45 protein-coding genes and 1 pseudogene are annotated in these 25,782 nt (G+C 37.4%); 44 read left to right on the top strand and 2 right to left on the bottom strand.

Features of this window, described 5'->3' with window-relative positions; translation table 11 throughout:
* Positions 1-62: 62 nt before the first annotated feature.
* Positions 63-200 (top strand): annotated as a pseudogene (locus QKW49_RS25580) (ATPase); the annotation flags it as partial.
* A gap of 31 nt (positions 201-231) precedes the next feature.
* Here the strand turns inward: QKW49_RS25580 and QKW49_RS25585 are convergent.
* Positions 232-1,758, bottom strand: a complete 1,527-nt coding sequence (locus QKW49_RS25585) for a recombinase family protein (protein WP_282865465.1) — start codon at positions 1,756-1,758, stop codon at positions 232-234.
* 317 nt (positions 1,759-2,075) lie between these two features.
* Positions 2,076-2,453 carry a helix-turn-helix transcriptional regulator gene (locus QKW49_RS25590; protein ID WP_282865466.1) on the bottom strand — a complete coding sequence of 126 codons (378 nt, stop codon included), beginning with the start codon at positions 2,451-2,453 and terminating at the stop codon, positions 2,076-2,078.
* A 172-nt stretch (positions 2,454-2,625) separates the two neighbouring features.
* Here QKW49_RS25590 and QKW49_RS25595 point away from each other — a divergent pair, with 172 nt between their 5' ends.
* The 43 genes from QKW49_RS25595 (at position 2,626) to QKW49_RS25805 (ending at position 25,767) form a co-directional block, all read left to right on the top strand.
* Positions 2,626-2,859 (top strand): helix-turn-helix domain-containing protein, encoded by a 234-nt coding sequence (locus QKW49_RS25595; protein WP_282865467.1) that lies wholly within the window; start codon positions 2,626-2,628, stop codon positions 2,857-2,859.
* 185 nt (positions 2,860-3,044) lie between these two features.
* Positions 3,045-3,215: a hypothetical protein gene (locus tag QKW49_RS25600; RefSeq protein ID WP_282865468.1), complete on the top strand. Its 171-nt coding sequence runs from the start codon at positions 3,045-3,047 to the stop codon at positions 3,213-3,215.
* 44 nt (positions 3,216-3,259) lie between these two features.
* On the top strand, positions 3,260-3,484 hold the full coding sequence (locus QKW49_RS25605; protein WP_282865469.1) for a hypothetical protein: 225 nt from the start codon (positions 3,260-3,262) through the stop codon (positions 3,482-3,484).
* A gap of 117 nt (positions 3,485-3,601) precedes the next feature.
* Positions 3,602-4,159: a hypothetical protein gene (locus QKW49_RS25610; RefSeq protein WP_282865470.1), complete on the top strand. Its 558-nt coding sequence runs from the start codon at positions 3,602-3,604 to the stop codon at positions 4,157-4,159.
* Between the two features lie 5 nt (positions 4,160-4,164).
* Positions 4,165-4,428, top strand: coding sequence for a hypothetical protein (locus QKW49_RS25615; RefSeq protein ID WP_282865471.1), 264 nt, complete (start codon positions 4,165-4,167; stop codon positions 4,426-4,428).
* Positions 4,429-4,461: 33 nt separating this feature from the next.
* Entirely contained in the window at positions 4,462-4,806 is a 345-nt protein-coding gene (locus QKW49_RS25620) for a hypothetical protein (protein WP_282865472.1), read from the top strand.
* Between the two features lie 2 nt (positions 4,807-4,808).
* A complete protein-coding gene (locus tag QKW49_RS25625) occupies positions 4,809-6,698 on the top strand; it encodes an AAA family ATPase (RefSeq protein ID WP_282865473.1) in 1,890 nt (629 codons plus the stop codon).
* Positions 6,695-7,600 (top strand): hypothetical protein, encoded by a 906-nt coding sequence (locus QKW49_RS25630; RefSeq protein WP_282865474.1) that lies wholly within the window; start codon positions 6,695-6,697, stop codon positions 7,598-7,600. The genes QKW49_RS25625 and QKW49_RS25630 overlap by 4 nt, the downstream gene beginning before the upstream one ends.
* Positions 7,601-7,790: 190 nt before the next feature.
* Entirely contained in the window at positions 7,791-8,108 is a 318-nt protein-coding gene (locus tag QKW49_RS25635) for a hypothetical protein (protein WP_282865475.1), read from the top strand.
* Positions 8,109-8,123: 15 nt separating this feature from the next.
* Entirely contained in the window at positions 8,124-9,053 is a 930-nt protein-coding gene (locus QKW49_RS25640) for a hypothetical protein (protein ID WP_282865476.1), read from the top strand.
* Complete coding sequence (locus QKW49_RS25645; protein ID WP_282865477.1) at positions 9,047-9,577, top strand: replicative helicase loader/inhibitor; 531 nt, start codon at positions 9,047-9,049, stop codon at positions 9,575-9,577. Before QKW49_RS25640 ends, QKW49_RS25645 begins: the two co-directional genes overlap by 7 nt.
* Positions 9,578-9,591: 14 nt before the next feature.
* Positions 9,592-9,993, top strand: a complete 402-nt coding sequence (locus tag QKW49_RS25650) for a DUF1064 domain-containing protein (RefSeq protein WP_282865478.1) — start codon at positions 9,592-9,594, stop codon at positions 9,991-9,993.
* 166 nt (positions 9,994-10,159) lie between these two features.
* A complete protein-coding gene (locus tag QKW49_RS25655) occupies positions 10,160-10,567 on the top strand; it encodes a DUF5651 domain-containing protein (RefSeq protein ID WP_282865479.1) in 408 nt (135 codons plus the stop codon).
* 1 nt (position 10,568) lies between these two features.
* Positions 10,569-10,979 carry a single-stranded DNA-binding protein gene (gene ssb / locus QKW49_RS25660; RefSeq protein WP_282865480.1) on the top strand — a complete coding sequence of 137 codons (411 nt, stop codon included), beginning with the start codon at positions 10,569-10,571 and terminating at the stop codon, positions 10,977-10,979.
* Between the two features lie 30 nt (positions 10,980-11,009).
* Positions 11,010-11,591 carry a hypothetical protein gene (locus QKW49_RS25665; RefSeq protein ID WP_282865481.1) on the top strand — a complete coding sequence of 194 codons (582 nt, stop codon included), beginning with the start codon at positions 11,010-11,012 and terminating at the stop codon, positions 11,589-11,591.
* Positions 11,592-11,630: 39 nt separating this feature from the next.
* Entirely contained in the window at positions 11,631-11,843 is a 213-nt protein-coding gene (locus tag QKW49_RS25670) for a hypothetical protein (RefSeq protein ID WP_282865482.1), read from the top strand.
* 122 nt (positions 11,844-11,965) lie between these two features.
* Positions 11,966-12,508, top strand: coding sequence for a hypothetical protein (locus QKW49_RS25675; protein WP_282865483.1), 543 nt, complete (start codon positions 11,966-11,968; stop codon positions 12,506-12,508).
* Between the two features lie 28 nt (positions 12,509-12,536).
* A complete protein-coding gene (locus QKW49_RS25680; protein ID WP_282865484.1) occupies positions 12,537-12,887 on the top strand; it encodes a hypothetical protein in 351 nt (116 codons plus the stop codon).
* A 24-nt stretch (positions 12,888-12,911) separates the two neighbouring features.
* Complete coding sequence (locus tag QKW49_RS25685; protein WP_282865485.1) at positions 12,912-13,445, top strand: hypothetical protein; 534 nt, start codon at positions 12,912-12,914, stop codon at positions 13,443-13,445.
* Positions 13,446-13,481: 36 nt separating this feature from the next.
* Entirely contained in the window at positions 13,482-13,709 is a 228-nt protein-coding gene (locus QKW49_RS25690) for a hypothetical protein (RefSeq protein ID WP_282865486.1), read from the top strand.
* A 22-nt stretch (positions 13,710-13,731) separates the two neighbouring features.
* Positions 13,732-13,887 carry a hypothetical protein gene (locus tag QKW49_RS25695; RefSeq protein WP_282865487.1) on the top strand — a complete coding sequence of 52 codons (156 nt, stop codon included), beginning with the start codon at positions 13,732-13,734 and terminating at the stop codon, positions 13,885-13,887.
* Between the two features lie 42 nt (positions 13,888-13,929).
* Positions 13,930-14,277, top strand: coding sequence for a hypothetical protein (locus QKW49_RS25700; protein ID WP_282865488.1), 348 nt, complete (start codon positions 13,930-13,932; stop codon positions 14,275-14,277).
* A 71-nt stretch (positions 14,278-14,348) separates the two neighbouring features.
* Positions 14,349-14,615: a hypothetical protein gene (locus QKW49_RS25705; protein ID WP_282865490.1), complete on the top strand. Its 267-nt coding sequence runs from the start codon at positions 14,349-14,351 to the stop codon at positions 14,613-14,615.
* A gap of 27 nt (positions 14,616-14,642) precedes the next feature.
* Positions 14,643-14,816 (top strand): hypothetical protein, encoded by a 174-nt coding sequence (locus tag QKW49_RS25710; RefSeq protein WP_282865491.1) that lies wholly within the window; start codon positions 14,643-14,645, stop codon positions 14,814-14,816.
* Positions 14,817-14,846: 30 nt separating this feature from the next.
* Positions 14,847-15,068: a hypothetical protein gene (locus QKW49_RS25715; protein ID WP_282865492.1), complete on the top strand. Its 222-nt coding sequence runs from the start codon at positions 14,847-14,849 to the stop codon at positions 15,066-15,068.
* Positions 15,069-15,110: 42 nt separating this feature from the next.
* The gene (locus QKW49_RS25720; protein WP_282865493.1) at positions 15,111-15,293 is read left to right on the top strand and encodes a hypothetical protein; all 183 of its coding nucleotides are present in this window, start codon (positions 15,111-15,113) and stop codon (positions 15,291-15,293) included.
* Positions 15,294-15,320: 27 nt separating this feature from the next.
* Positions 15,321-15,500 carry a hypothetical protein gene (locus QKW49_RS25725; RefSeq protein WP_282865494.1) on the top strand — a complete coding sequence of 60 codons (180 nt, stop codon included), beginning with the start codon at positions 15,321-15,323 and terminating at the stop codon, positions 15,498-15,500.
* A 31-nt stretch (positions 15,501-15,531) separates the two neighbouring features.
* Positions 15,532-15,663: a hypothetical protein gene (locus QKW49_RS25730; RefSeq protein ID WP_282865495.1), complete on the top strand. Its 132-nt coding sequence runs from the start codon at positions 15,532-15,534 to the stop codon at positions 15,661-15,663.
* Between the two features lie 34 nt (positions 15,664-15,697).
* Complete coding sequence (locus QKW49_RS25735) at positions 15,698-16,126, top strand: hypothetical protein (RefSeq protein ID WP_282865496.1); 429 nt, start codon at positions 15,698-15,700, stop codon at positions 16,124-16,126.
* Positions 16,119-16,454, top strand: coding sequence for a hypothetical protein (locus QKW49_RS25740; RefSeq protein ID WP_282865497.1), 336 nt, complete (start codon positions 16,119-16,121; stop codon positions 16,452-16,454). Before QKW49_RS25735 ends, QKW49_RS25740 begins: the two co-directional genes overlap by 8 nt.
* Before the next feature lie 35 nt (positions 16,455-16,489).
* Positions 16,490-16,690, top strand: coding sequence for a hypothetical protein (locus QKW49_RS25745; RefSeq protein ID WP_282865498.1), 201 nt, complete (start codon positions 16,490-16,492; stop codon positions 16,688-16,690).
* A 2-nt stretch (positions 16,691-16,692) separates the two neighbouring features.
* Positions 16,693-16,893: a hypothetical protein gene (locus QKW49_RS25750; RefSeq protein WP_282865499.1), complete on the top strand. Its 201-nt coding sequence runs from the start codon at positions 16,693-16,695 to the stop codon at positions 16,891-16,893.
* A 343-nt stretch (positions 16,894-17,236) separates the two neighbouring features.
* A complete protein-coding gene (locus QKW49_RS25755) occupies positions 17,237-17,593 on the top strand; it encodes a hypothetical protein (protein WP_282865500.1) in 357 nt (118 codons plus the stop codon).
* A 16-nt stretch (positions 17,594-17,609) separates the two neighbouring features.
* A complete protein-coding gene (locus tag QKW49_RS25760; protein ID WP_282865501.1) occupies positions 17,610-17,816 on the top strand; it encodes a sigma-70 family RNA polymerase sigma factor in 207 nt (68 codons plus the stop codon).
* A 277-nt stretch (positions 17,817-18,093) separates the two neighbouring features.
* Complete coding sequence (locus QKW49_RS25765; RefSeq protein WP_282865502.1) at positions 18,094-18,228, top strand: hypothetical protein; 135 nt, start codon at positions 18,094-18,096, stop codon at positions 18,226-18,228.
* Between the two features lies 1 nt (position 18,229).
* The gene (locus tag QKW49_RS25770; RefSeq protein ID WP_282865503.1) at positions 18,230-18,883 is read left to right on the top strand and encodes a putative HNHc nuclease; all 654 of its coding nucleotides are present in this window, start codon (positions 18,230-18,232) and stop codon (positions 18,881-18,883) included.
* A gap of 13 nt (positions 18,884-18,896) precedes the next feature.
* Positions 18,897-19,769 (top strand): terminase small subunit, encoded by an 873-nt coding sequence (locus QKW49_RS25775; protein ID WP_282865504.1) that lies wholly within the window; start codon positions 18,897-18,899, stop codon positions 19,767-19,769.
* Positions 19,766-21,064: a PBSX family phage terminase large subunit gene (locus QKW49_RS25780; RefSeq protein ID WP_282865505.1), complete on the top strand. Its 1,299-nt coding sequence runs from the start codon at positions 19,766-19,768 to the stop codon at positions 21,062-21,064. The genes QKW49_RS25775 and QKW49_RS25780 overlap by 4 nt, the downstream gene beginning before the upstream one ends.
* A complete protein-coding gene (locus QKW49_RS25785; protein WP_282865506.1) occupies positions 21,061-22,614 on the top strand; it encodes a phage portal protein in 1,554 nt (517 codons plus the stop codon). Before QKW49_RS25780 ends, QKW49_RS25785 begins: the two co-directional genes overlap by 4 nt.
* Complete coding sequence (locus QKW49_RS25790; protein WP_282865507.1) at positions 22,604-23,470, top strand: phage minor head protein; 867 nt, start codon at positions 22,604-22,606, stop codon at positions 23,468-23,470. The genes QKW49_RS25785 and QKW49_RS25790 overlap by 11 nt, the downstream gene beginning before the upstream one ends.
* 12 nt (positions 23,471-23,482) lie before the next feature.
* Positions 23,483-23,944 (top strand): XkdF-like putative serine protease domain-containing protein, encoded by a 462-nt coding sequence (locus QKW49_RS25795; RefSeq protein ID WP_282865508.1) that lies wholly within the window; start codon positions 23,483-23,485, stop codon positions 23,942-23,944.
* Positions 23,928-24,797 carry a hypothetical protein gene (locus QKW49_RS25800; protein ID WP_282865509.1) on the top strand — a complete coding sequence of 290 codons (870 nt, stop codon included), beginning with the start codon at positions 23,928-23,930 and terminating at the stop codon, positions 24,795-24,797. The genes QKW49_RS25795 and QKW49_RS25800 overlap by 17 nt, the downstream gene beginning before the upstream one ends.
* Positions 24,798-24,816: 19 nt before the next feature.
* Complete coding sequence (locus QKW49_RS25805; RefSeq protein WP_282865510.1) at positions 24,817-25,767, top strand: P2 family phage major capsid protein; 951 nt, start codon at positions 24,817-24,819, stop codon at positions 25,765-25,767.
* Positions 25,768-25,782: the final 15 nt, after the last annotated feature.

Genomic DNA, 25,782 nt, shown 5'->3' on the forward strand with positions numbered 1-25,782 from the left:
TTCATTTGAAACTATTATCATTTGTTTTTCTGTAAATATATCAACAAAGGGGTTGGTCTATTATGTCAAAAAAAGGCACAATTAAACATGTCTTCCCGGGTGGAAACACATCTAAAGGTTTTTATTCCTATTATCAGTACATATTAGGACAGGAAGAAGCGACAAGAATCATCTGTATCAAAGGAGGTCCCGGCGTAGGGAACCTCGTCTTAATGCGAGAAAATATCCGGTTTAAAACCGTTGAACAATACCGTTTTTACCAATAGGGAATAAGAATTCTATCCCATCAATTTGCATATTATCTGTAACAAATACTTCTTTTATTGATAAGCGAATAAGTGCTTTTTTGTCCTCAGGAGTAGCAACTTTCATCATATCTGAAAATTGTTTAAAATAATTTACCACTTGTTTATCGTCAATCGGATCAGCACAATTATCAATTATAATTTCTTTTTGAGCTTTACTGTTTTTTAATTGCTGCAGTTTAATATCAATATCATTAATCCTTTCTATAAATGTATCCGGATTAGATATTTTCCCTGATTCCAGCATATAGAAATACTGTTCTTTAGATTTCTCTAGTTTATCTATTTCATTGGATAAGTATTTTATTTCTTGTTCTACTGGTGTATTATCTTTTTTAGCTTTCTCATAAGTATTTTTTATAACTTTTTTTATTGCATTAGGCTTTTTAGACAAATTCTCTATATATTCTATTACTTGGTTTTCTATTTTGTTAGCAGATATCCAGTGCGCTTTGCATGTGCGTTTTGTATCAAAGTTATTACAATGATAGTATCTATAACGATAAGTTTTTTTAGTATTTTTTAATTTTTTTGTAGAGATGGTATATGCACTAGTCATTGCACAACCACATGCAGGACACTTCAGCAATCCAGAAAGGAGGAAAATGCCGGCTTCATGGCGGCGTTCAACAATACTGGCACGGCTTTCTCTTATTGCTTGAGCTTTGTCCCATAATTCCATATCTATAATTGGGGAATGTATCCCTTCAACGGTATACTCATTTTCTGTGCCTATCTGATGGCGATTTAAACCAATGTATGTGGAATTTGCTAAAATTAATCCCACGCCATTTTTACTAAAAGGTCTACCGCGTTTTGTTTTATATCCATTCTCATTAAGATATATAGCAATCTTTGTTAAGCCCATTTTTTGATTTACATATAAATCAAATATTAACCGTACTATGTTGGCTTCTTTTTCATTAATTACTAATTTCTTGTCTACAGGATCATATCCTAAAATAGAGCCGCCTGTTTTACGACCTTGTTTTGTAATTTCTTTAAGTCCAAGTTTAACATTCTCAACAATAGTGTTACGCTCGAATTCAGCAATAGAACCTAATATTTGAAGTGTCATTCTCCCAACAGGGGTAGACGTATCAAACTTTTCAGAATAACTGGCAAAACTAACGCCATGCTGTTCAAATGTGTCCACTAGCGTGAGAATATCCTTAAGACTCCTGGACAGACGTGAAATTTTCCAGACTAAAATAAGATTAAACACACCTTTTTTAGAATCTCTAACTAGCTGGTTCAAACCATCACGATTAATAGTATCTTTCCCAGATATACCGAGGTCTTTATATACTTTAAATATATCTATATTGAAAAGTTTGCAATACTGTGTTAGTACATCTATTTGCGCACCAATAGAGTACCCTTCCTTTGCCTGCTCTTCAGTACTTACGCGAACATAAAGTGCTGCAGTCTGTTTTTGTTTTGAAGTTAGCAATATGATCACTCCAAGCAATTAAATAATAGTTATTATAACATAAAAGGCTACTTCTACAAAAGGCAACCTTTGGCTTAGTAATTAAAATTTAGAAAAAGCTTAAAAATAACTTTGTATAGAGGAAAAATTTGTGTTATAATTAATAAGGCATACGAACTATTGTTCGTATTTTGATAAAATAGGGGGTCTTGCTTATGATTATATACATCCATCTAGGAATAGATTCTGTAGAAAGGTATATTATAGGCAATATTACATATTGTAATTTAGATTATAAAAAAAGCGACTATTGAGGCCGCTTTTAAGAATGGATTATCTTAATCTTTGTTACCTTGCATTTTCTTTTTGTATTTATCCATTACTTCTAGCATGTTTAGAACTTCTTCAGGGGTAAAACCAGATTCCTTTATTTTTTTTGCAACAACCATATGTTCTATACCAATGTCCCTGAATTCCTTTGGGATATTTTCGCCCTCTAATACAGCTAAATTAGGGTCGCTGGTACGGCCAAGCAGATAGTCCGTAGAAACGTTAAAATAATCAGCAAGCTTATTTAACATATCTCTATCAGGTTCTCTTTTATCGGTTTCGTACATTGCCAACGACCCTCTAGATATGCCTATTATTTTTGCTACATCTTCTTGGGTCAATTTTTTAGTTTTTCGCATGTACGCTAATCGCTTTCCTAAAGTCATTTCAGCACCTCGTAACGATAAATTCCTCTTTGATAATATCACAATATGTTACATTATTTAATAATTGTCACAAAAAGTTTCAAAAAAATATTGACAGTCACACAATGTTACATTATAATGGTAGTATAAAGTCACACATCGTTACAAACAATAAGCTTGGAGGTGATAAGTAATGCGCCAATATTTAATCAAACTTAGAAAAGAGATCAAAAAAACGCAGCTTGATGTATCGACTGATCTAGGGATTTCAAGAGCATTTTATGCAATGATAGAAAATGGAACAAGAAATCCTAATTTAAATTTAGCAAATAATATTGCTCAATATTTTAACGATGATGTAAATAAAATTTTTTTTGATGACAAAAGTAACGAAACGTTACAAAACCAGTGTAACAAAACTGCTTAACTATATTTTACCCGTTTCTTGAATTATGTTCATCAAGTAAGTTATGGAAAGAATGTGCCAGGATGTTTAATAAAAATAAATTTTAAAAAGTCTAGACAGATGCCGGAGTGCTTTAACGATATTTCGAGCTAAAGTAATAGGACAAATTTTAGAATAAATATACTGTACTATGGGGGTGCTAATCTATGAAAAAACTTGATATTAATCTTGAATATGCGGAAACGATCATGACTGATGAACAAAGGATGGCTTATGACAAATTTATAAATGCACTTACGGATTTTGTCCTTAAATATGGTCCCATAGTTACCGTAGAGAAAGCAAAGAAGAATAGCACTCATAAAAAAGCAGTATAGGCACGAAAGGCAACATTAGCGGATAAGTGAGGGGAGGTGATGCAATGAGTTTAGGGAAGATAATTTACAGGCTTTCTGATGAAGAGTGCAATAGGCTAGAGGATAACCTGGTAGAACATACAAGGTTAGTCAAAGAGAATCTTCTAAGTAGTACTGCACCAGAAAGGAAGAAGCAAATCCGGAAGCGTATCACCGATTTGCGCGAGGAAAGAATGAAAATTCTTGGGGCCCTCGGTCAAGGAGCCCCGGAAGTGAAGGGGGTGAGGTAGATTTAGGAAGTGAGATTTAGAAGTGCGCCGTTAATTACTGATTACAGTATAACGCAATACTTAAATACGTAACAGTGAAAGCGCAGGCGAACATTCAGCGAAAGGGGGGATAAAGGAGTGTGTGTAGTAGCAGAAATTAGAGAAACCGTTGAATCTTCTCCAAACTTAAGTTACCGGATTGTAGAAGAAAAAGCCGGCTTAGGCAATAAAGTGATTTATAAAATTACTTCTCACGAAAAACCACTGAGAGCAGATGCCGCATTTTCTATTGCGCATGTAGTGGACAATCCTAATATAGTAAGAAAGTATTGCCACGAAAATTGCATTATAGGACAGAGCCTTGAATTAGTACCATTAAATAATGTTGACTTAAGCATGAATGGAATACTTGTGAAGTGCCGCAGAGAAGGAAAAGAGTTTTATGAAATATTAGAAGATTTAGAAGAAGTTTGCTTAAACAAGAAATCTGCAGCAGATTATAGCAAGAACGAAGAAGATATATTTTTTAGTGCTTTTCATGAAATGTTGGATGTGCTTCATTGTTGCCAGGAACTTGTAGCAGCCACAATTAGAAAGTGGGGGCTTCGGCGTGTCATAACTGAAATTCAAAAGCATAACCAAAAATGCAGGTCCAGAGGCTATGTAAAAAGCAACGAGACGCTTCAATATGTGTAAAGGAGGTGGACAAGCTGAGAGGTGGAAGGCATAGAAACAGCATAAAGGTAGTTCATGCAAACGGAAAAATATTTGTTAATGCAAATCAAATTTATGAGAAGTTTTTTTGTGACCCATATGATCTCACGAAATGGCGTAAGGAAGGGATGCCTTTTATAAAAGTTGATGGAGCTTATTATTATAACATCGAAGATTGTCAGGCGTGGTTCAGGGGAGAAGAAACACATAAAAAAAGCGCTAATTCAAGCGCAGATAAAATTAATTGTTGACTAAAGTATAGCATAGAAATGGAGGTTTGCATAGTGGGATATGATCTTGATGATATCAGAGTTGAAAATTTTATTGCAGGTCCTGAGGATTCTTGGGCAGCTAAAGTTTTCATAGATTCTGAAAAGGGCATTGCAGACTATAAGAAAGGCATATTTATTGCTCTGCCGGTACTTAGGAATGAAAAGCCTGCGGTATTCAATATCAATTGTGATCTAAAAGAGCGTGAGAAAGCTGTTGATCTGTTAGATGCCGCACTATTCGATGAAACTTATAAGAAAAAGATAGATGAGTTAGAAAATGAAAACAGGCTACTAAGGAATCGACTTGAAGGAATCGAGCAAGAAAACGGATTTTACAGACGATGGAGGGCAGTGTGATTATGAGATTAGTAATTAATAAGCTGATCATGCAAGGGTTTAAGAATCATAAAAATAAAGTTGAGTATGATTTTAGTGATTTTACTAAGGCTACTGGCGAAAACGGACAAGGCAAAACAACTATAGGAGAAGGTATCTGTTGGGCGTTATTTGGTGCGAATCTATGGGGCAACGAGAGAGCAGATAGTGTGCTTGTGAACCCTGAGAGCAAAGTAACAGATGTAGAATTAGTTTTTACCGTAGATAGTGATCAACATTCTGTATGGCGGCATAGAAAAGGCAGTAAAACAGACATATACCTAGATGATAAGAAGGTCACTAACAATGATTTGGCGGCGTTCTATAAGGATAAGAGAGTGTTCTACAGTATATTTAACCCGGCATATTTTCCGGCACTAACTCCGAAGGATGCAAAGGAACTTTTGATGGAGATCATCCCGGATATATCAACTGATGCGGTTATGAAAGAGTTGGATACTAATTCTCGGGATATTCTTGCGAATGCAGGGTTCAGAAATGCTGATTTATTCCTCCAAGAGCGTAGAGAATTAATTAAAGAAGTTGATGAGGAGTTACTTAAAAAACAAGGCTTCTTAGAAGGAACAAACACTAATTTAGAGATACCAGAGGAAGTTATCTTTGATGATGCGAAGCTTATGGAGCTAAGGAATAGGTTGGAAGAGATCCAAGAGATTAAATTACCTTATGATATCAACGCATTAAAAGAGCAGAAACTTAAATTAACTCAAAAGATGCTTGATATAAAAAATAAGAATAAGCCGGAATTACGGGATATATCAGAGATTCAACAAAAAATAAATCATCTTGAAATGTCAAAGAATATGGTTCCTTGCGAGAGCCCAAGATACATTGACGTTATGAGCATGGAAGAAAAGTTGCAGGTGTTAGGTCAAGATTATAACAGGTGCAATGCAAAGTTAAAGAAACTATCTGAAAACCCTTCTATTGAATGCCCTTCCTGCGGACATGAGATTGACTTGAATGACGCAGAGAAAAACAGGTTAAAAGATGAAATGCAGGAGATCGTAGATTGCGGCAATGAACTACGAAGGCAGATAGATCAAGGCAAGAAGAAGAACGAGGCAATTAAAAACGAGTACAGCCTCAAGATCCAGCAGCATGTTGAAGATTGTGAAGCCAAAATAAAACAACTGAAAGTTGAAATAATTGAGGCAGAGACATATAATCAACAGCTTTTAATTCAGCATGAGGCTTCTAGTGAAGATCAAATTACGGAGATTAAAGTAGAGATAGATAACTTAATGATTGAAGAAAGAATAATTGAAAATGAGAATGTTGCTGAGAAGATCAATATTGAAAAAGGCAATATACGTGTGAAAATCTCAGAACTTGAACTGAAAAAGACAAATGTTAATCAAGCGAATGCTTTAAGAAATGCACGTATCGCTCAAATTAAGGAAAATGAAGCTAAGTTAAAAGAAGCTAAAGAGCGTATTGCGCAGCTAAAGAAAGACAAAGAAGGTATTACTGCAGAGATTAATTCTGCTATCAACTTTAATACTAAGAAGTTAGACATACAGACGCAGATGATTGATAAATATTTGGACAAGGTGTCATTAAAACTCTATGAGTTGGTAAAGAGCACCGGGGAGCTTAAAGGTACATTCAAATTGATGTATGAAGGCAGAGAATTTCAAGTACTATCCGGTGCAGAAAGAATTAAGGCCGGACTTGAAATAAGCAATTTGATTATTAATCTACTTGGGTTACAGTTTCCTATTTTCATAGATAATGCAGAGAGCATAACACATTACAGTAAGCCGGACACACAGATCATCGAATCTCGTGTAGTAGAAGGTCAAAAGTTAATGGTACAAGCAATAAATAAAAATGAGGAGGACGCAGCATGAGTAATATAGTTGAATACCCACAGAACGGGAATCTAGCATTAAGTATTATTGAATCTATGGACATAAACACAGTTAAAAACACAATGCAAAAAATCCAGGCTTTTCAAGCGATTGTTCAACAGACATTAAAAAAAGATCACGACTATGGAGAGGTCCCAGGCACTTCAAAGCCAACTCTTTTAAAACCTGGCTCTGAAAAAATCTGTATGATGATGGGCTTGACGCCTGAGTATGAGATCATAAGCAGCATAGAGGACTTTGATAAAGGATTTTTTAATTACACTTTTAAGTGCCGGATTTATAAGAACGGCTCAGTGGTTAGCGAAGGCGTAGGAAGCTGCAACTCAAAGGAAAGTAAGTATAGATATATTTGGGTTAATGAAGATAAAATACCATCTGGTATAGACATTGAAGGCCTTGAGTCTAAAGAAAGATACGGAAACATGCAATATAAGGTTGAAAATGACGAAGGGTGCTCGTTAGCAAATACTATTTTAAAGATGGCAAAGAAAAGAGCACTTGTTGATGCTACTTTGCAAGTAGCGAGCCTTTCTGAAATATTTACCCAGGACGTTGAGGATATGGCGCAGTTCATGCAAAATGAGCAAACATCTAATATGACTGCCGAAAGTGCTTCTAAAATAAAAGTAACGTTTGGAATGCACAAAGGGAAAACGCTTGGTGAGATATATAAAGAAAAACCGGATTATATTGACTGGCTTGGAGAGAATGCACGTGACGCAGTACTGAAGAAAGCTTGTGCGTTCATTAAAAAAGCAGTAAAAGAGCACAAAAGCAGCAAAGATCATAAAGAGCAGAAAGACGCAAATAGTGTCAATGATGCAAAAGAGCCGGAACTTGAAGTAGAACCTAACGATGAAGGGCTTCCGTGGAATAAATAAAAATACCTGCCTAGATTCGCAGTCCAGCAGGCATTTAACAAGTTCTATATTAAATTATAAAGGGGTTCTGAGAGTATGCATCCTGTCTCTTTGATAGGGGCAGGGGCATATACCTCCACACCATTATTATATCCTTTAAAATAGAACTTTATTCCTCGAATTTAACAAAAATGTAAAGGAGGACACATCAATGATTTATTCACCAGCACATTTACTCCAAGTGATTATATTAATTACGATTATCGGTGGCGGACTTATCTGGATGGCAATCGAATGGCCGCAGATCAAGGAAGCTGCTAAAAGGGATTACCCAATAAAGAGCGATTTTGCGGAGATATTGAAACGTGAAATACAAAAAGCAAAATTAGAATTGGAAATAGCAGAGAAGCAATTTGAAGAAGCAGATCAGGAATTTATAGAAGCTGCTACTTATAAGTGGAAAGCAGCAGAAAGAAAGTATGCAACGTTGATAGCAAATAGCAAGGCACTATATAAAGAAGCTGTATAGCTGGAGAGATGATATATGTACACAAGAGTAGAGAGCCAATTTTGGCAGGATGATAAGATGCGGTCTGTTGATTGTGATGAAAGATTCTTAATGTTGTATCTTCTCACATCTCCACACCGGAATATTTTAGGGCTTTACTTCTTACCAATACCATATGCTTGCTTTGATCTTGGGTGGGATGAGAAACGGTTTACTAAAGCCTTAGAAAAACTAGAATGGATTAATCGTATCAAATACGATCACAAAAACCATACAGTTTTAGTATGTAATTACCTAAAATATAATCCACTAGAAAATCCAAACCAGGTTAAAAGTGCAATAGACAAATTAAATGAATTGCCTGAAACTCCATTGATTCAAGACTTCAAAGTTGTTATTGAACAGTTTGAAAAAGAATTTATGGAACCGTTAAAAGAACAGTTAAATAAACGGTTTATTCAACCAGTAACAGAAACAGTAACAGAAACAGTATCAGTATCAGGAACAGAAGATAATGTGTGTGTTGACACCCCGGCTGAGAATTTATCTGAAGAAGATAATGGAGCGCAGGACAACGGTCCTGGCAAAGGTGAATACCCTACAGAATTCGAAGAGTTTTGGAGTTACTACCCTAGGAGAGTTGAAAAAAAGGCAGCATTTAAAAATTGGAACACACTCGTTAATAATAAATCAAGTAAAATCTCTCCGCACGATCTGATAAAAGCAAGCTATTACTATGCTGAAGAATGCAAACTTAAAAATACGGCAGTGCAATATGTGAAGCATGCGAAAACATTTTTAGGGCCAAGTAAACCGTTTGAAGATTATATTAATGGCATAGCTGAGTACCCGGATATCGAGAAACCTAAAATCCGCAGTAATGTTCAAAAGGCACTCGATTTGGTTAAAAAATCAGAACAAGAAGAATTGCAGAAAAATGAACAGGGGGATAGCGATATATGGTAAAAAGCGAGATAGCAAAGATATTAGCTGTTATTGCAGCAGCATATCCAAAGTTCGAAATCGATGAGATCAAACAAAATGTATGGCACGAAATGCTGGGAGATATTGATTATAAAATTGCACAGTTAGCAGTTAAGAAGCTCCTAATGGAAAGCCCATTCCCACCAGCTATCTCAGATATTAGAAAGCAGGTTGCAGAAATTATAACACCGTCTGAGAATCAAATAAATGCCGCTGATGCATGGGGCGAAGTAGTGGATGCAATGCGAAGATATGGGTACTACAGAGAAACGGAAGCTATACAAAGTTTATCGCCGTTGACTGCAAAAGTTGTAAACTATATTGGTTTTAGAGAGATATGTTTGTGTGAAGAGCCAGGCGTTATAAGAGGGCAGTTCCTGAAAATGTTTGAGCAGGTAGCAAATAGAGAGAGACGTGAAAATTTATTGCCAGAGAATTTAAAGTCTCAAATCCAATTAATTGCGAGTAAAGGCAATCTAAAGCTTGTTAAAAGCATTGCTGAGTAAGTAGGTGGTAAGCAATGAGCCTTAGATGGTCAGAGGATGATTTTAAAGATTATCTAAAACGAACAGGAAAACAGCAGGATCAAAAGCCGAAAAATAAAAGCAAGTATAATGCAAAACGTGTCAGGGTGGACGGGATATTATTCCATAGCCAAAAAGAAGCTGCCTACTATGCTGGATTGAAGTTACTGCTAAAAGTTGGGGAGATCAAAGGTTTCTGCCTTCAGCCAAAATTTGTATTGGTCGAAGGGGATGAGCAGGATCAAGCAATTACTTATAGTGCTGATTTTATAGTGTTTCACAATGATAGCACGGCAGAAATAGTTGATACCAAAGGCTTTGAAAGCGAACAGTGGAAACGAACTTTTAAACAATTCAGGCTGAAATATCCGGGGCTAGAGCTAAAAGTACAGATGTGAGGTGAAGATAATGCACTTAAAGAATTGGGCGCAAAATTACTCTTCTAGCAAGCCGAAGGATAGGGGTAAATCAAAGCGGAAAGCGAAGAAACGCGAACACAAGAAGAAAAATAATAAAAAATCAGATTCATAGAGCAAGATATCCCAGAGATTGGAGGTAATGGTATTGAAAAAAACATTCACAGAGAGGGAATTTATTGACGCATTAAAAGTGGAAATAAACAGTATTGGGACAACACTACTTGCGACTGTTAGAGGGCACTTGCAATTTGGTCAAGTCAGAGCAAATAGATTCTTTGATGAACTAAATAGCAGACTTCCTCAGCACATCCAATATAAGCTTGAGCAAAGCTTGGAAAGGGATAGATGGCTCGAAAGAAGCAAAAGGATAAATAAAGATCAGTTATATGATTTGGCAGAGTGCCTGATTGCTGTGAACTGCAATAAAAGTTGCAATAAGAAACCTGAGAAATGCGAGTTAAGGAAGCTGTTAAAGCTCAAAAAGATACCGGTGTGGAATGAAAATGGTAAGTGTGAGTACAAGATTGATATGAAGAATAGGGAGAGTGCTTAAAGTGCTTAATAAAGTAATTTTGATGGGTAGATTGACGAAGGATCCTGAGTTGCGTTATACGCCAAGCAATGTCCCGGTATGCACGGTTACCATTGCAGTAGATCGGAATTATGCAAAGCAAGGTGAACAGAGGCAGGCAGATTTCATTCAGATTGTTGCGTGGAGAAATAATGCAGAGTTCATCTGTAAATATTTTGCGAAAGGCAGAATGATTGCTGTTTCAGGGAGCCTACAAACTCGGTCATCGGATGATCAGGAGGGTAAAAGACATTTTATTACCGAGGTTGTTGTGGATGAACAGTATTTTGCAGATAGTAAGAAGGACGGGAACAGTCAAAGCCAACCAAATGAAAATGTAGATCCAATGGAAGGATTTACGCCAATTGATTCGGATGATGATTTACCGTTTTAAAGTATGGTTTAGCGTAAGTGAGGGGGTACTATGGATAACAGCAATAAAATAATACTTGATTTATGCGGTGGTACAGGGAGCTGGAGCAAACCATATAAGGAAGCTGGATATGATGTCAGGGTTATAACATTACCCGATAATGATGTTTGCTTATATAGTCCTCCTGATAACGTATATGGCATATTAGCAGCAACACCATGTGACCAATTCAGTATAGCAAAACACTTTCATGGTAAAGGCAATTACAAACATGATTTTAAAGCAGGATTAGAAGTTGCATCTGCTTGTTGCAGGATAATATTAACTTGTAAGCCTAAGTTTTGGGCAATAGAGAATCCTGCTAACGGATTACTAAAAAACTGGCTTAAAGAACCAAAGTTTATATTTAATCCGTGGCAGTACGGTGACAATTATCAGAAAAATACAGCTTTATGGGGCGAATTTAATATACCAAAGCCAATAGTAACTGAAAAGCCGGAAGGTATGAAGAAGTTTTCAATGCTTTTAAGTAAAGAAATATACCCTGAGTATTACGGAATATACACAAGGCAAGAACGAAGAGCAATAACACCGCCTAGATTTGCAAAGGCATTCTTCCAGGCTAATCAGTAACAAGCACTAAACATGGATTTAACAGGAAGGAGAGAGGTCATGAATTTAGAGACAATATGGTATTTGAACATTGGCGATGAGGGCGCCACTGTGGAAGTTGGTGAATCAATCAAAGTATCCTTGAAGAACGGCGAAGTTTTAATTGGCAGTTATCAGTGTTCGGATCATTCTAGTTTGACTATTGAAAGAAATGATTATTTGGACGTAGAGATTGATTTTGAAGATGTTGAGGACATAGAAAAAATAGCATGATCGAAATGTAATTGAGAGCGTTTTAAAAGCCGTATGAACGATTTTTATATTTGAGGTATAAAAGTATATTACTAGCATATAGAAGTTGATCGTATGAGCAGATATGGAAGTGAGGGGCGTATATGGATGGCGATAAAAAGTTTACTTTCAAAAAGTCAACTTGCGAAAGATATGATATAAGATTTGGTCAATGGGGATGGGCTATTATAACCATTGATGAAAATGGTGGATTGTTTAATGCTCAATCTGATTACGGAAATTATTCATACTCATGGCCTGGACATGGCAGAAAATCATTTAAGCATTTTATATTAGAACTTGCAAAGGATAGCAGTTATTTTCTTAATAAAGTGGCAGACGATAATTTTTATTATCAGTATGAAACGGAAACTAACTGGAAAAAGCGAATCATTGAGGACCGAAAAGAAGGGGAATTGACTAAAGAAAAAGCAAGAGTTTTATTTGATATCACAAAAGACGTTGATTTCTCTACGGCTGAAAGTTGTGTAAGAGACTTGTATGATCATAAAGAAGTATGGGATATATATCCTGAACCTTGGTACATATTTAATGCAGAAACAGGGTATTCGCCAATTGCAATACGTTTTGCAAAAGAAGTTATGCCGATGTTTGCAGAGATATTGAGAGAAGAAATTCAGCGTTAAATGCGAGTTGAGAGAGGAGATAGATAGCATGAACTTAAAAGTATTTAGAATGGATGAATGTTCTTGTGTATGTGCAAAGAGCAAGGAGGAAGCAATTGAGTGGTATGTAAAAGGGTTTGATGATCCGGCAGATGTTGATGTTGATGGAGTAGTTGAGTTGGATATTGAAAAAGATACGATGGAATTTGAAGTATCGCTTGGTGACATTGTAAATGAACTTGAATTTGCTGTCACTAATAAATGCACCGTAGTACATAAAAGGTTAAGTGGTTACTGGATTCAGCGGACATTCAAGGAAGTTATAGAAAGCATGATACAAACACAAGGGTATGTGAAAGTAGCTGAAGAACCTTTTGAAATAGCATCAACAGAATGTTAATTGAGACTTTGACGGAGGGGTGTATTGGGGTTGGATATAAAATTTATTAAGCCTAAGAAAAAGAACATATCTGATAAATTCAGTTCAAATTTATACGAATTCTTAAAAGCAAAGCCGTATTACGATAGAGTTTATTGGTACGAGATCGACCCAATAGATGGCACAAGAATTCAATTTTCGGAAGAATGTAGATTCGATATAAGTAACATTATAATCGGGATGGCGAGAGATAGTGATGGAGTAGTATCCGGAAGAAAGTTATCATCAATTCTAATGGGAGTAAAAGGTTATAAGGATGCGCATTGTTATCATCCTATAGGTGGTTGGGATCCAAGGAACTTCGTTGATATCACAGATTGGTTTTGGGATAGATATTTTAAAATTGGACGGTGTCTATTTTTAGACCATGACAGGACATTCATTCAAGATGACAACAACACAAGATGGACATATATCAATAAAAATAGTAGACGGTGCAACTGGTGCGGAGAATGGCAGCACAGGACAATTGTTAAGAAAGTCAAAATTGAGCGTAGAGAAATTTGGGCGGCAGTATAACCACTAAATGTACGTTGAACGGAGAGGGGTGACTTAATGGAAGTAAATTTGGTTAAAAGAAAAAAGGTTATTCATCTAGGGGCTTGGATCAGGTCAGGCGGTGATAGATATATGGTTAGTATCTGTAATGGAGTATGGAACTGTGATGACAAAAGCTATGCAGGGGAAACATCAGAGGTAACTTGTAAGCGCTGCATGAAATATGCGAGAGAAGCAGAAGGAAACAACGGCATTGTAAATATTAAGCCAAAAAGAAAGCGCTAAATTAAAGATTGGAGGGGTTAAGATGAATAGCAAAAGCAGATTAAGAGTGATGATAGATATAACAGGCGGTTTTTTATTAGGGGCAAATATTAACTGTAACAGAATCGGAGGTACCGCAGAAGCATATTTGGCTGTATATCTTGGACCGGTAATGATTTGTATAGGGTACTTCGCATAATAAGATTAATGGAGGGGTAGCACCCTCCAGGGAGGTTAAAACATGAGGACATTATCAGAAATAATTGAGATCACAAAGACAAATGGAAAGCCGGATTATGAAGAATTAAGATATTCAGTACTGGTATTAACCGCATTGCTGAATATGGACCATAGAAAACTTAGAGAAACACTTCTTGCCGAAAAACCAAGGCAGGAATTCATAAGGAAACTGGAAGCAGAAAATTCTTTCAATATGTACAAAACAGCTCTAAATAAGTCACCGAAGGATTATCTCGGATGGAATAATGACCCTGAGAATCCAGAGTATCAAAGATTCCACGCTATAGGTAGTAAACTTGTTGATAAGGCTTTAAAAGGCGAGTTACCAAACCAAAAGAGGCAGGATTAAATGCAGTTTTAAATAGTAGTTTAGTGTCAGGTATGAATGTCTCACGAAACAAAAATATTTTGGAGGAATCTATGAAATATAAAATTGAATTATGGAAGGAAATGGTAAAGCAAGAGGAATTTGAAACAGATCATTTTGAGGAAGCAAAACAGCAGTATATAGAATGGCGTACAGAATATGATGAAAGTGTGTTAGGTAGTACAGATTTTCAAATAGATGGAGTAAGTATGAATCTTGAATGGAAATATGAACACTTATTGGGATTAAACTTTAATGAAATTGTCGAGGAACAAAAGAAAAAAATAAATGAAATGCTGAAAGAAATTCACGCAAAATAAGGTTTTAGTGAAAGGATGGATATGTTTATGAACTCATTAGAAACTGTTGGAGTTAGGTATAGTGTGGAAACTAATTTATGTGATACATGCCAATTTAATATACCAGAGTGTAATGCAAAATATGAAGAGATGGAGTTTGGTAATGATATTGGCAACGACAATGTAATTAAATGTTCAGCATATATAAAAATAAGTGATTAAAATACAACTTAGCGAAGGGAGAATGTTTTAATGATTAATAAATATTTCATATCGTTTTATACTGAGTGTGAAACGGATTTCAATAATAATAGTAAGCCAGACAATGGTATCTTTGAGTTTAGATACAATATTGATTCAGACGAAAATATCAAGAAAGCACAATCTGAAATCGCTGAAACGTGCTACGGTGATAAAAGAGATGTTGTTATTTTATTTTTTCAAAAGATTCCATTTGTTAAAGATTATATTTAAAACTGTTATATTAAAGAATAGTTTTAAGGAGGATGTAAATCCATGAATAAAAATAATGAATCAAACTGGTATAGAGGATGTAACTATGCTAGAAACAGCGTATATGGAGAGCTTCGCATCACAGGAGATAATGGAGATGGAACATTTTCAGCAGAAAATTCAAATACAGGGTTCATATACACAAAGTTAAAGAAATCAGAATTTTATTTTTATGAATTTCACTAAAGGACAGATTAAGGTAGGTGGATAACAGTGAGTTTAGATAAAGCGATAGAGCATGGTAAAGAAAAGAGAAAGCAATATCGTGGAGCAAAGGCAGTAGACCATACATGTAGAAATCATGGAACATGCCCTCATTGCAAATCTAATAGGTTATATAAACAAAAGAGAGATAAAGAAAAAGTTGAGAATATGACATTAGAAGAGAAGTGATGTTAGAGCTAGATTTTGGGGAGGTTTGTATATGGTTGTACAATGTGCAATAAAGAATTGCATCCATAATGTCAATGGTGAATGTGAAGATGTTGATATGGGCATCGTTGAAATTGATGTAAATGGAATGTGCGGGAATATTGAAATAGCATATGATGATTGATAGGGCGGTGAATAGCCGTCCGGAAGGGGGATATATGGGTACTGATCAATTACCGGATAAAATTATAGAACTTGATATCTTAAGAATTAACCGAAATATAGATAAAAAATGTAAGTGCAACCGGTGGGAAAGAAAGTTCACGGTAGATACTACAAATAAAAAAGTATATTGCAACTGCGGTGCGGAGGTAGATCCTTACGAAGCACTAGAAGATTTGGCTAGAAACCGTGAAAGAATAGTAGAAGAAAATAAACGCCTATATGAGCAAAGAAAGCAGATTATTGATTATAAGCCTTGGTTATTAGTTTTTAGAGATTTAGAAAGTCAGTATAGAAGCAAGATGATGCTTCCGGCTTGTCCTCATTGCGGAAGAGGGTTTTTCTTTGAAGAATTAAGGAGTTGGACCAATAGACAACTTGAAATAAAGAGAAGAGAGAAAGAAAAGGGGGATAATGATGGATGAATGTCCGATCATGCAAATAAAATGTGAAGTTGATAGACTTAAAGAAGTAAAGGATAAGATTACAACTCTTATTCAAGAAAATAAACAACTTAAGAAAGAAATCGAACAGAAGAAAGCACTATGCACTCATCTAGGGCAATCTATTGTGAAGCAAAATAAAGAGATTGAGCTGTTAAAGCAGGACAAGGTGAAATTATTAGAATCATTAGGCGATTTAATTGATCATATAGAATGCATTGGAGAAACAACAATACCAGGATTGGACGATAGATTTAATCAAATTAGAGAAATGCACATACTTGGGAAATGGTTGTCATGCGAGAGTTAAAAGAGTGCTGCCGGACGTGCCCAGGGTGTACTGCATTGGAAGATGAAAGTTTTACTGGGGATCCGGATTGTGAGTATGCAAAAAGATATTTACTTTTAGAGAGACTTAATAATTTTGTTATGGTTCCTGGTCATGGGCCGGATATTGAAAATATGAGCAATGAAGATTTAGAACTGTATGTAAAAATGCTTGAAAGGTTGGCTAGTAAAGCCGAACAGATAAGGATGGAGGGGTAAAGATGGTAAGAAGATTTAAATATTTAATATCTTATACATGTAAAGATTCAAAAGGCATGGCAGGGATTGGGAAAGCAGTAGTAACTACTAAGAAGCCATTAAGGACTATTAAACAGCTTGATAAAGCAGAACAACAATTGTTAGAGAGAGAGGGCCTTGAATTAGTTGCAATTACAAGTTTTCAGCAGATAAATCTACGCTAAAGAAAGGTTTGGGGGATATGGACGGGAGATTAATGTTACTGGTTGGATGTTTCGTGGGGTGTTTTATTGGAGTGGCGGCAATGTCACTATGCGCGGCAACTAAAATATTAAGCATAGAAAGAAGGGGGAAGGATGGGGTGCAAAAATTGTAAGAGCAAGATGGTAATGTGTGCATACTTTTTGGACAAGCATGTTAAAAGGAAGGGGTTTATATGTACCAAGTGCGGCTGGTTAGAAGTAATTGTTGGGGGCAATACATATACTCGGTGGCCGGGGAAGAAATACATTAGACTTGGAGCCTAGCGTTTTGCGCTGGGCTTTAGGTGCGCGAGGGGGATTGAGAATGTACGAAGATTGGAAGCAGCTTGGGAAGGAATACAAAGAGTCTCGTATACCGATTAGAAATAAAATCATTGAACTAAAAAACGAAAAGGCAAGACTAGAGACATCGAAGTATAGAAGAAAAAAGGCAGAAATAGAAGCTATAGAAAGCAAGATTATAGATATTGATGATCAACTCAAACTCCTGAACGCTATGGACAGGGATTTGCAGGAAATAGGAAGAGAATCAGAACACTATTTTGATAGGGGATGGTGGAGAAGTGAAAAGTATACGCTTAACTCAAGACATGCAAAATTACCTACCATATACTATGGATTCATCGAATACGAATGCGAATGCGAAGGATGGAACCAATGATAGGCAGAGGCAGAAGATGAAGAAGTTTGCAGATGTGGCCATTAGAGAATTGCTGCCGTTTAAACAGAGACAAGTCCTCAAAATGTATTATATTGAGAATAAGAATATTCAACAGATTGCCGAAGAGCTGGATATTGATAAGTCTACAGTAAGTAGAAGGCTAAATGCTGCAAAAAAGTTTTTAAAAAAAATTAGAAAAATTTATTCGGAAGTTGCAAAATAATGCAACTTTTAGGCGCTTGCACACTATAAGTGAGAGAACTTTTTGGGACGTAGGTGATCAGAGTGACATTTATAGAAAAAGTAAGGTACATACAAGAGAAATTCTGTTCTAGATGTAAAAATGATTGTGAAGGGTGCAGGGTGAAAAGCCTTGTGAACTATATTGCTTTGCAATCTACGTCAAAAAAAGAAATAAAGGAAGCAATGCGGACTAATATGCCGACTGACGTATCGCATTTCGGCGGAGCATATAAACAGAGTAACAGGAGGGTATTCAAGTGAAATATTGGATAGAGCGGTTTCAATTGTGGTGGAAGTATAAGCAACTACCGAATACATTCAAATATAGGCATATGAAAAAGGTTGAGATTGCAAGGCTAAACGGCAGATACGGGATTGTAGGGATGGGGTAGTATGTATTATCCGGTGAAGGTGTTGGCGGTAAAAGAGACGGATAAAGCTACGTATTTGCAAATTGAAATGGAACCAGGTCTTAAAAATAAAATCCTACAATACAGTGTGGGAAATGGGATCGCCGGGGAAATACGGATAGAGGATGGCAGGCATAGAACAGGGCTACAGAATAAATTTATTCATGCGCTTATCAGGGATATAGCAGAATGGCATTGCGAAGATCCGGAGATCGAGAAAAGGTTTTTCTTTTATTGGTGGTGTGGCCTGAATGAAAAAGATTATGTGAGCACTACTCAGTTAAGCATGGAAGATGCGAATGGGTTTATCGACTTTCTCCTGGAGTTTGTGATAGAGCATGGCATACATGCTGGGCATCCGATACTGGAAGAGTTGGTTGCAATTAAAGATATTAGTAGATATCTGTGGCTGTGTCTGCATTTTAAGAAGTGCTGCATTTGCGGAAGATCCGGGCATGTGCATCACGTAGACAAAATCCAAATGGGAAATGACAGAAGGCGAGTAGATGATAGTCGGAAAAGAAAGATTTGTTTGTGTGAAGATCATCATTTGATGTATAGAGAATCAATTCATAATATAGGTGATAAGGCTTTCTTTGAAAAGCATAAAGTATATGGCATAATATTCAACGAGTAACGGTGGTGAGGTGATGCCAAGATCAAGGAGCCCGAACAGGGACAAGGCTAAAGAGTTATGGTTACAGTCAGGGAAACAGAAATTATTAAAAGATATTGCTGCCGAACTTGGCGTATCTGAAACGCTAGTTAGAAAGTGGAAGAATCAAGATAAATGGGATAGTGACAATATAGTAACGTTACCAAAAACAAAAAGTAACGTTACCAATAAAAAGGAACGCAAAAAAACTGTTAAAGAAGAATTAACCGAGGATGATATACAAGGAGCTGGCTTAACTGAAAAGCAGCGCCTTTTTTGTTTGTATTACGTCAAGTATTGGAATGCGACTAAAGCCTACAAAAAAGCATATCAATCTAGTTACGATGTGGCAAATGCTCACGGATATGAACTGTTGTCAAATGTGGTAGTAAAAAGTGAGATAGATAGGCTTAAGAGAAACATTGTAGAGGGCGTTGGACTTGAAGCGATGGCAGTATTCCAGAAGTACATAGACATTGCCTTTGCAGATATAACTGACTATGTTTCATTTGGACAGGAAGAAGTGCCTGTTATGACTATGTATGGTCCACTTGTAGTTACGGATGAAGATACCGGAGAAAAGACAACTATTACTAAGATGGTAAATACAGTTAAGTTTAAAGATAGCACTGAGATAGATGGGACCATAATATCAGAGGTGAGCCAAGGCAAAGACGGGGCAAAAATAAAGCTTGCGGATAAGATGAAAGCTCTTGATAAGCTGTCAGAATACTTCGACCTGTTCCCGGATAAGTTCAAGCGTCGCATAGAAGAAGAAAAACTTGCGCTGGCCAAGGCTAAAGCAGATACTGCCGAGAACGACAAACCTATCGAAATAGTAATCAAACGGAAGGGTGAGGGCGAATGATTGAAAAAGAAGTCAATCCGCACTTTGAAGAATTCCTGTTTGATTGGAACCATAAGTTTTATTTTTTAGTAGGTGGATACGGCAGCAGTAAAAGTTATCATGTAGCCTTAAAGATAATACTCAAACTGTTACAGGAAAAGAGGACGGCGCTAGTAGTCAGGGAAGTTTATGACACTATCCGTGATAGTTGTTTTTCGCTGTTCGATGAGATTATAACAGGGATGGAGCTAGACGATAGAATCAAATTAGTTACTTCTCCGATGCAGATTCGGTTTCCTAATGGCAGTAAGATCATATTCAAAGGGATGGATAAGCCGGCAAAGTTAAAATCTATTAATAATGTTACTATTGTGTGGGTAGAAGAATGTTCAGAACTTAAATATGAAGGGTTCAAGGAACTATTAGGACGTTTAAGGCATCCTACATTACCACTGCATTTCATATTGTCTACTAACCCGGTAGGGGAGGACAATTGGACATATAAACACTTCTTTAAAGACGATAGAAAAAAAGTGTTTGTATTGGATGATGAAGCCTTATACCAAAACAGAATAGTAATACTTAAAAATACCTATTATCATCACTCTATAGCAGATGATAATTTATTTTTGCCTAAAAGTTATATAGAGCAGTTAGAGGAACTAAAAACATATGACCCGGATTTATACAGGATAGCAAGAAAAGGACGCTTTGGAGTAAATGGTATAAGAGTATTGCCACAGTTTGTAGTTAAACCGCATTATGAGGTGCTTGAGGCTGTAAATAAAATTCCTGGCAACATGAAGCGAGCAGGTTTTGACTTCGGTTTTGAAACATCATATAACGCACTGGTAAGGCTTGCGATAGATCATGATAACAAATATCTGTATATCTATTGGGAGTATTATAAAAACCGAATGACAGACGATAGAACCGAAACAGAAATAGCAGAGTTTAAAGAAACTAGAGAGCTTATCCGGGCAGATTCGGCAGAACCTAAAACAATAGCTTATTATAGGCAACAGGGATTTAATATAAAAGGGGCTAAAAAGTTTCAGGGAAGCCGGTTGCAGTATACGAAAAAGGTAAAGAGATTCAAGAAAATCATTTGTTCTGAAAACTGCGTGAATGTAATTTCGGAATTGAAAGATTTGACATATAAGAAGGATAAGCTTGGAAACGTCATTGAGGACGATTTCAATATTGACCCTCATACAATGAGCGCTATATGGTATGCGTTAGACGGTTATGAGGTCGCAGATATTAAATATGAAAAACCAGGAAGACCGAAGGGAGGTAGAGCTCAAAAGATATGACAAATAGAGTGATTGTAAAAAAGATAACCAGCGAAAGCAATATCGTAAGAGAGAGCAGACAGATTCAAGACGATCCATTTAAAGACATGTATGGCAATGGTATTATAGAACCTCCTTATGATCCGGAGCTTCTTATTCGGCTTCCTGAAACCAGCGATATCTTGCAGCAATGTATTGATGCATATAAAACGAATATTGCCGGTTTTGGTATCAGCTTTAAGTACGATGTGGATTACGACAAGGAAAAGGATGCAGGCAAGAAAAAGGAATATGAGGTGCAATGGTCCCGGTACGAAAACTTTTTTAAATACTGTAACTTTGATGAGGCATTTATAGAAGTTCTGCAAAAAGCAATAGAAGACCGGGAGAAAATAGGCTGGGGAGGAATCGAAGTCATCCCCGATGGAGTCGGAAAACCGGCAGGATTTGAGCATATTCCGGGGCATACCTTTAGGTTGTGCAAAAAAGATACCAAGCTGGTAGATATAAAAACGACTATCACGGATGAGTACGGGAAAGAAGTTGAGATTACCCGGAAGCGCCGGTTCAAAAAGTTCGTACAGTTGCAGGGTACTAAGAAAGTATACTTTAAGGAGTTCGGAGATCCACGGCAATTGAATTGTGAAACCGGAGAATACGGCGAGAATGTTCCGGAAGATAAGCAAGCAACTTCTATTATGTTTTTCAATGTTTATTGTGCATACAGTGATTACGGACTTCCCCGATATATCGGCCAGCTGCTAAATATCCAAGGGAACCGGAAAGCAGAAGAGTTAAACTACCGGTATTTTGAAGAAGGCCGGCACATTCCTCTTGCTATAGTAGTGGAAAATGGACAGCTTACCGAAGGATCCATTGCACAGCTAAAAGACAGCAAAGGGGAGAGCGCCCAGTATAAATACCTGGTTCTTGAAGCAGAAGGGTTTAATGATGAATCTTCCATTACAGGGCTCGATGATGATAAAAAGCAAAAGGTTGCTATCAAGTTTGAAAAGCTTGCGGAGATCATGAACGACGATGCGCTTTTTCAGAACTACTGCAAAAATAACCGTGATAAAATCCGGTCAGCATTTAGGCTCCACCCTATTTATACCGGAGAAAGCCAGGACTACACCAGGGCGACAGCTGACACCGCAAGGCAGATTACAGAGGAGCAGGTATTCCAGCCGGAACGTGAATCTCTAGCATTCATGTTCAATAATCTTCTAAAAGACCCACTGGAGGTTAATGCGGTGTCTATGTTCTTTAAAGCGCCGAAGATTACAGATAGGGCCGAGTTATCAAGAGCATTGACTCCGTTTATACAAGCAGGAACCGCAACGGCCAATAATCTGATAGATGCTTTAGGTGAGCTGCTGGGGAAAGACTTTGAACAGATTACTGAAGATTGGGCCAATAAACCATTACAGATGGTGTTAAAGGAAATGGAGCTTCAGAAGGTAGAGCAGGCGGTACCGGTACAGAAATCTGCTGAGGATAGGCAGTTAATTATTGAGGTATTAAAAGAGCTCAGAGAGACCGTAGAGGAGGCTTTAGGCAGTGATCAATAAAAAGATATTAACTGCGATACAAAAAGCTTTAGACACGGCTATAGAAAAGGCAGACGATACAAAGGAATGGGTAGGAAAGATACCTCAATCAAAAGCCTGGACTGAGCAAAGCATAAAAGCAATCAATAGCATGGAAAAGCAAGCTTTTAAACTGCTCAAAAAACAGCGTGACAGATATATAAAAGCGTTAGGCAAGATTAAGCTGAAAGTGAAGAAAGCGGATTTTGATGAAGAGTTAAGCGCTGAACTGGCTGCAATTATTGAAGAATACGAAACGCTCTATGAGCAACAGGTAACTCCGCACTATATAAATATCGCTGAAATAGTAGCAAATGAGCTTTTAGCTCAGGCAAATAAAGCTAAAAATATAAACATCACTTTTGACCTGCTTAATGAAATAGCAAGGGATTGGCTGGAAGGAAAGAGAATCAACTTTGCTAAAGAGGTAAGTGAGACTACTCATAAAGCTGTAATTGAAGCGCTCACAGAAGGGTTTGAGGCAGGAGAGGGAATATCAAAGCTTGCGGCCAGGATTAAGGGCTTTCCGGAATTCGGCATCAGCAGGGCAATCACCATTGCTAGGACAGAAATAATTTCCGCAAGTAATGCTGGATCCATAGAAGGATATAGGCAAAGCGGCGTAGTTATCGGTAAAGAATGGCTTGCTACTGCGGACGGAAAGACAAGGCGGACACATGCTGCTGCAAATGGGCAGAGAAAGAAACTAGATTCTCCTTTTATAGTTGGAGGATATAAACTCATGCAGCCTGGAGACGGATCGCTGGGAGCGCCGGCAAAAGAAATTGTTTTATGCCGGTGTACAGTGGTCCCAATTTTAGAAGGAGAGAAAATTTAGGAGGTGGAAAAGGTGTCAAAGATCGCAAAATCATTTGAGGTAAGCATTGCGAAAGTGGATGAGGTAAACCGAATTGTTGAAGGTGTTGTCTATAGGCCGTCAAAGGTATTTAAAGCAGACGGTACCCCGACGGATTATATTGATAGTCAAGGAGATTGGATGACAGAGGATGATGTTAAAAAAGCCTGTCACAAGTTTGCTAAAAAGCTGACCATATCAAAGTCAGGCAAGACCGGAGTGGACAAGCACCATAATGAAAAAGCCGGCTATGGTGTAGTCGTAGAAAACTACATTGCCAAGGCGGATATTCCGGATATCGATGCGAAAGCCGGGGACTGGTGTGCAGCTGTAGAAGTAACGGACGAGGCAACCTGGAAGCAGGTGCAAAAACGTGAAATTACCGGTTTTAGCATGGGTGGTAATGCAGTATATATTCCGGTGGAGGGAGGTGAAGAAGATGCCACAAATGACTGATGTAGATATTAATTTTATATCCCTGGTGAAAAAGGGAGCAAATAAGCAAAAGATACAGATTTATAAAAGCGACGATTATGAAGAGCCTGAAACGGAACCTGTTCAAAAAGAAGAGGATGAGTTGAAGGGCTTTTTTAATGTCATGAAATCATTCTTTACCGGCAAGAAGGAAATAGCAAAAGCAGAAGCTGCAAAATCAATATCTTTTGCTGACAGAATGGCTGTATCCGAGATAACCGACGGTCTTTGGCGTGTAAATGACACCCTGTCCTCTACATTAAGAGATATTTTAAGGGATGATACTGTCCCGGATAAACAGGCCGCAATGAATACGGCGATTGATGAGTATGCCGCATACATGAAGAATAAAATCAAGAATGTTGGGAAAAAAGTCGCGAAAGCGGATGAAGATTTCTTCATGGCAGAACCGGTAGCAAAGGCAGGAAAGAAAGTATCAACAGCAAGGTTAACATCAATAAAAAACGCGATTCAGTCGCTTCAGTCAATAGTGAGTGAAGTGGAAACTGAGGAAGGAGATGGCGAAGTGAAAAAGGAAGAAATCGTAGAAATTGTAAAATCGGCAGTGACCGAGAGCGTAAAGCCAATCAATGAGAGATTGGATAAGATTGAAAAGGGAGATCCGGCGGACGAACAGCCGGCGGCAGAAGTGAAGAAAGAAGATATCGCAGAGATTGTTAAATCTGCTGTATCGGAAAGTTTAAAGCCTATTCAAGAACGTTTGACGGTGGTGGAAAAATCTAGAGGGATCAGTAAAGCTGATGACGATAGTGACGCCGGAAAAGGTGAAGAAGTAAAAAAATCAGAAGGATCTTTTGACGGGTTCTTTGCATAAGAAAAGGGGGAACTAGAGAATGAGTATAGCAAACAGAACTTTACTTGCAAAAGCAGCAATAGATACTGCAACGCTTGGCACCGGAGGCAAGATGAATCCGGAACAGGCACAGAAATTTATCACGTTTATGAAAGATTACTCCAGAATTCTAAGGGAAGTCGCGTTCTATCCAATGATGACTACAAGAAGAGTATTAGATAGCTTGGAAGTCAATAAAAGAGGGATGAGAAAGCAGCTGGAAAACCAGGAAAACGCACCGACCGGTACGGCGACTCCATCTAAAAGAGAGCTGCAGGCAGTAGGCGTTATTAGACCTTATGATATCACTTTCCAGTACATGAAAGAAAATATTGAAAGAGGTAATATTAATGACACCCTAGCGAAGTTATTTGCGCAGCAGTTTACAAATGATACTGTGGACCTTGCCTTTAACGGAGATGAAGAAGCCAAATTAGAAGATGCCGTTACTCCAGATCCATTCTTAAGCATCAATAATGGATGGATCAAGATTGCAACTAGTGATGCAGGTACACATAAATTTGATAATGCTAGTAGCCAAGATTTCTTAGGCACTGTTTTCCCGGGGTTGTTGGCGATGATGCCGGGTAAATACTATCAGTTATATCAGGAAGAGGATAAATCTAAGATTAAGATCTTAGTATCCCAAAATGATAATAGAGTATATAAGCATCAGCTGCAGGAAAGGAACACGGCTCTCGGGGATGCAATGATTCTTTCCGGAAAGAACGTAACCTATGATGGATTTGAAATTATCCCGGTAGGATTTATCCCTGATGGGGTGCAGATGGCAACTGCTCTTGAAAATCTGGCTTATGGTGTATTAACAGACTTTGAAAGTTATCATCAAGTAGTGCCAAGATATACCCGTCATGAATATACGCTTCTTGCTGATTTTGATGTTGAAATTGTAAACCCTAATGCATTAGTAATCGGTAAAGATTTTGCTTAAGGAGGGATAATGGAT

Source organism: Petroclostridium sp. X23, from assembly GCF_030013905.1.
In the GTDB taxonomy this organism is placed as follows: domain Bacteria; phylum Bacillota; class Clostridia; order SK-Y3; family SK-Y3; genus X23.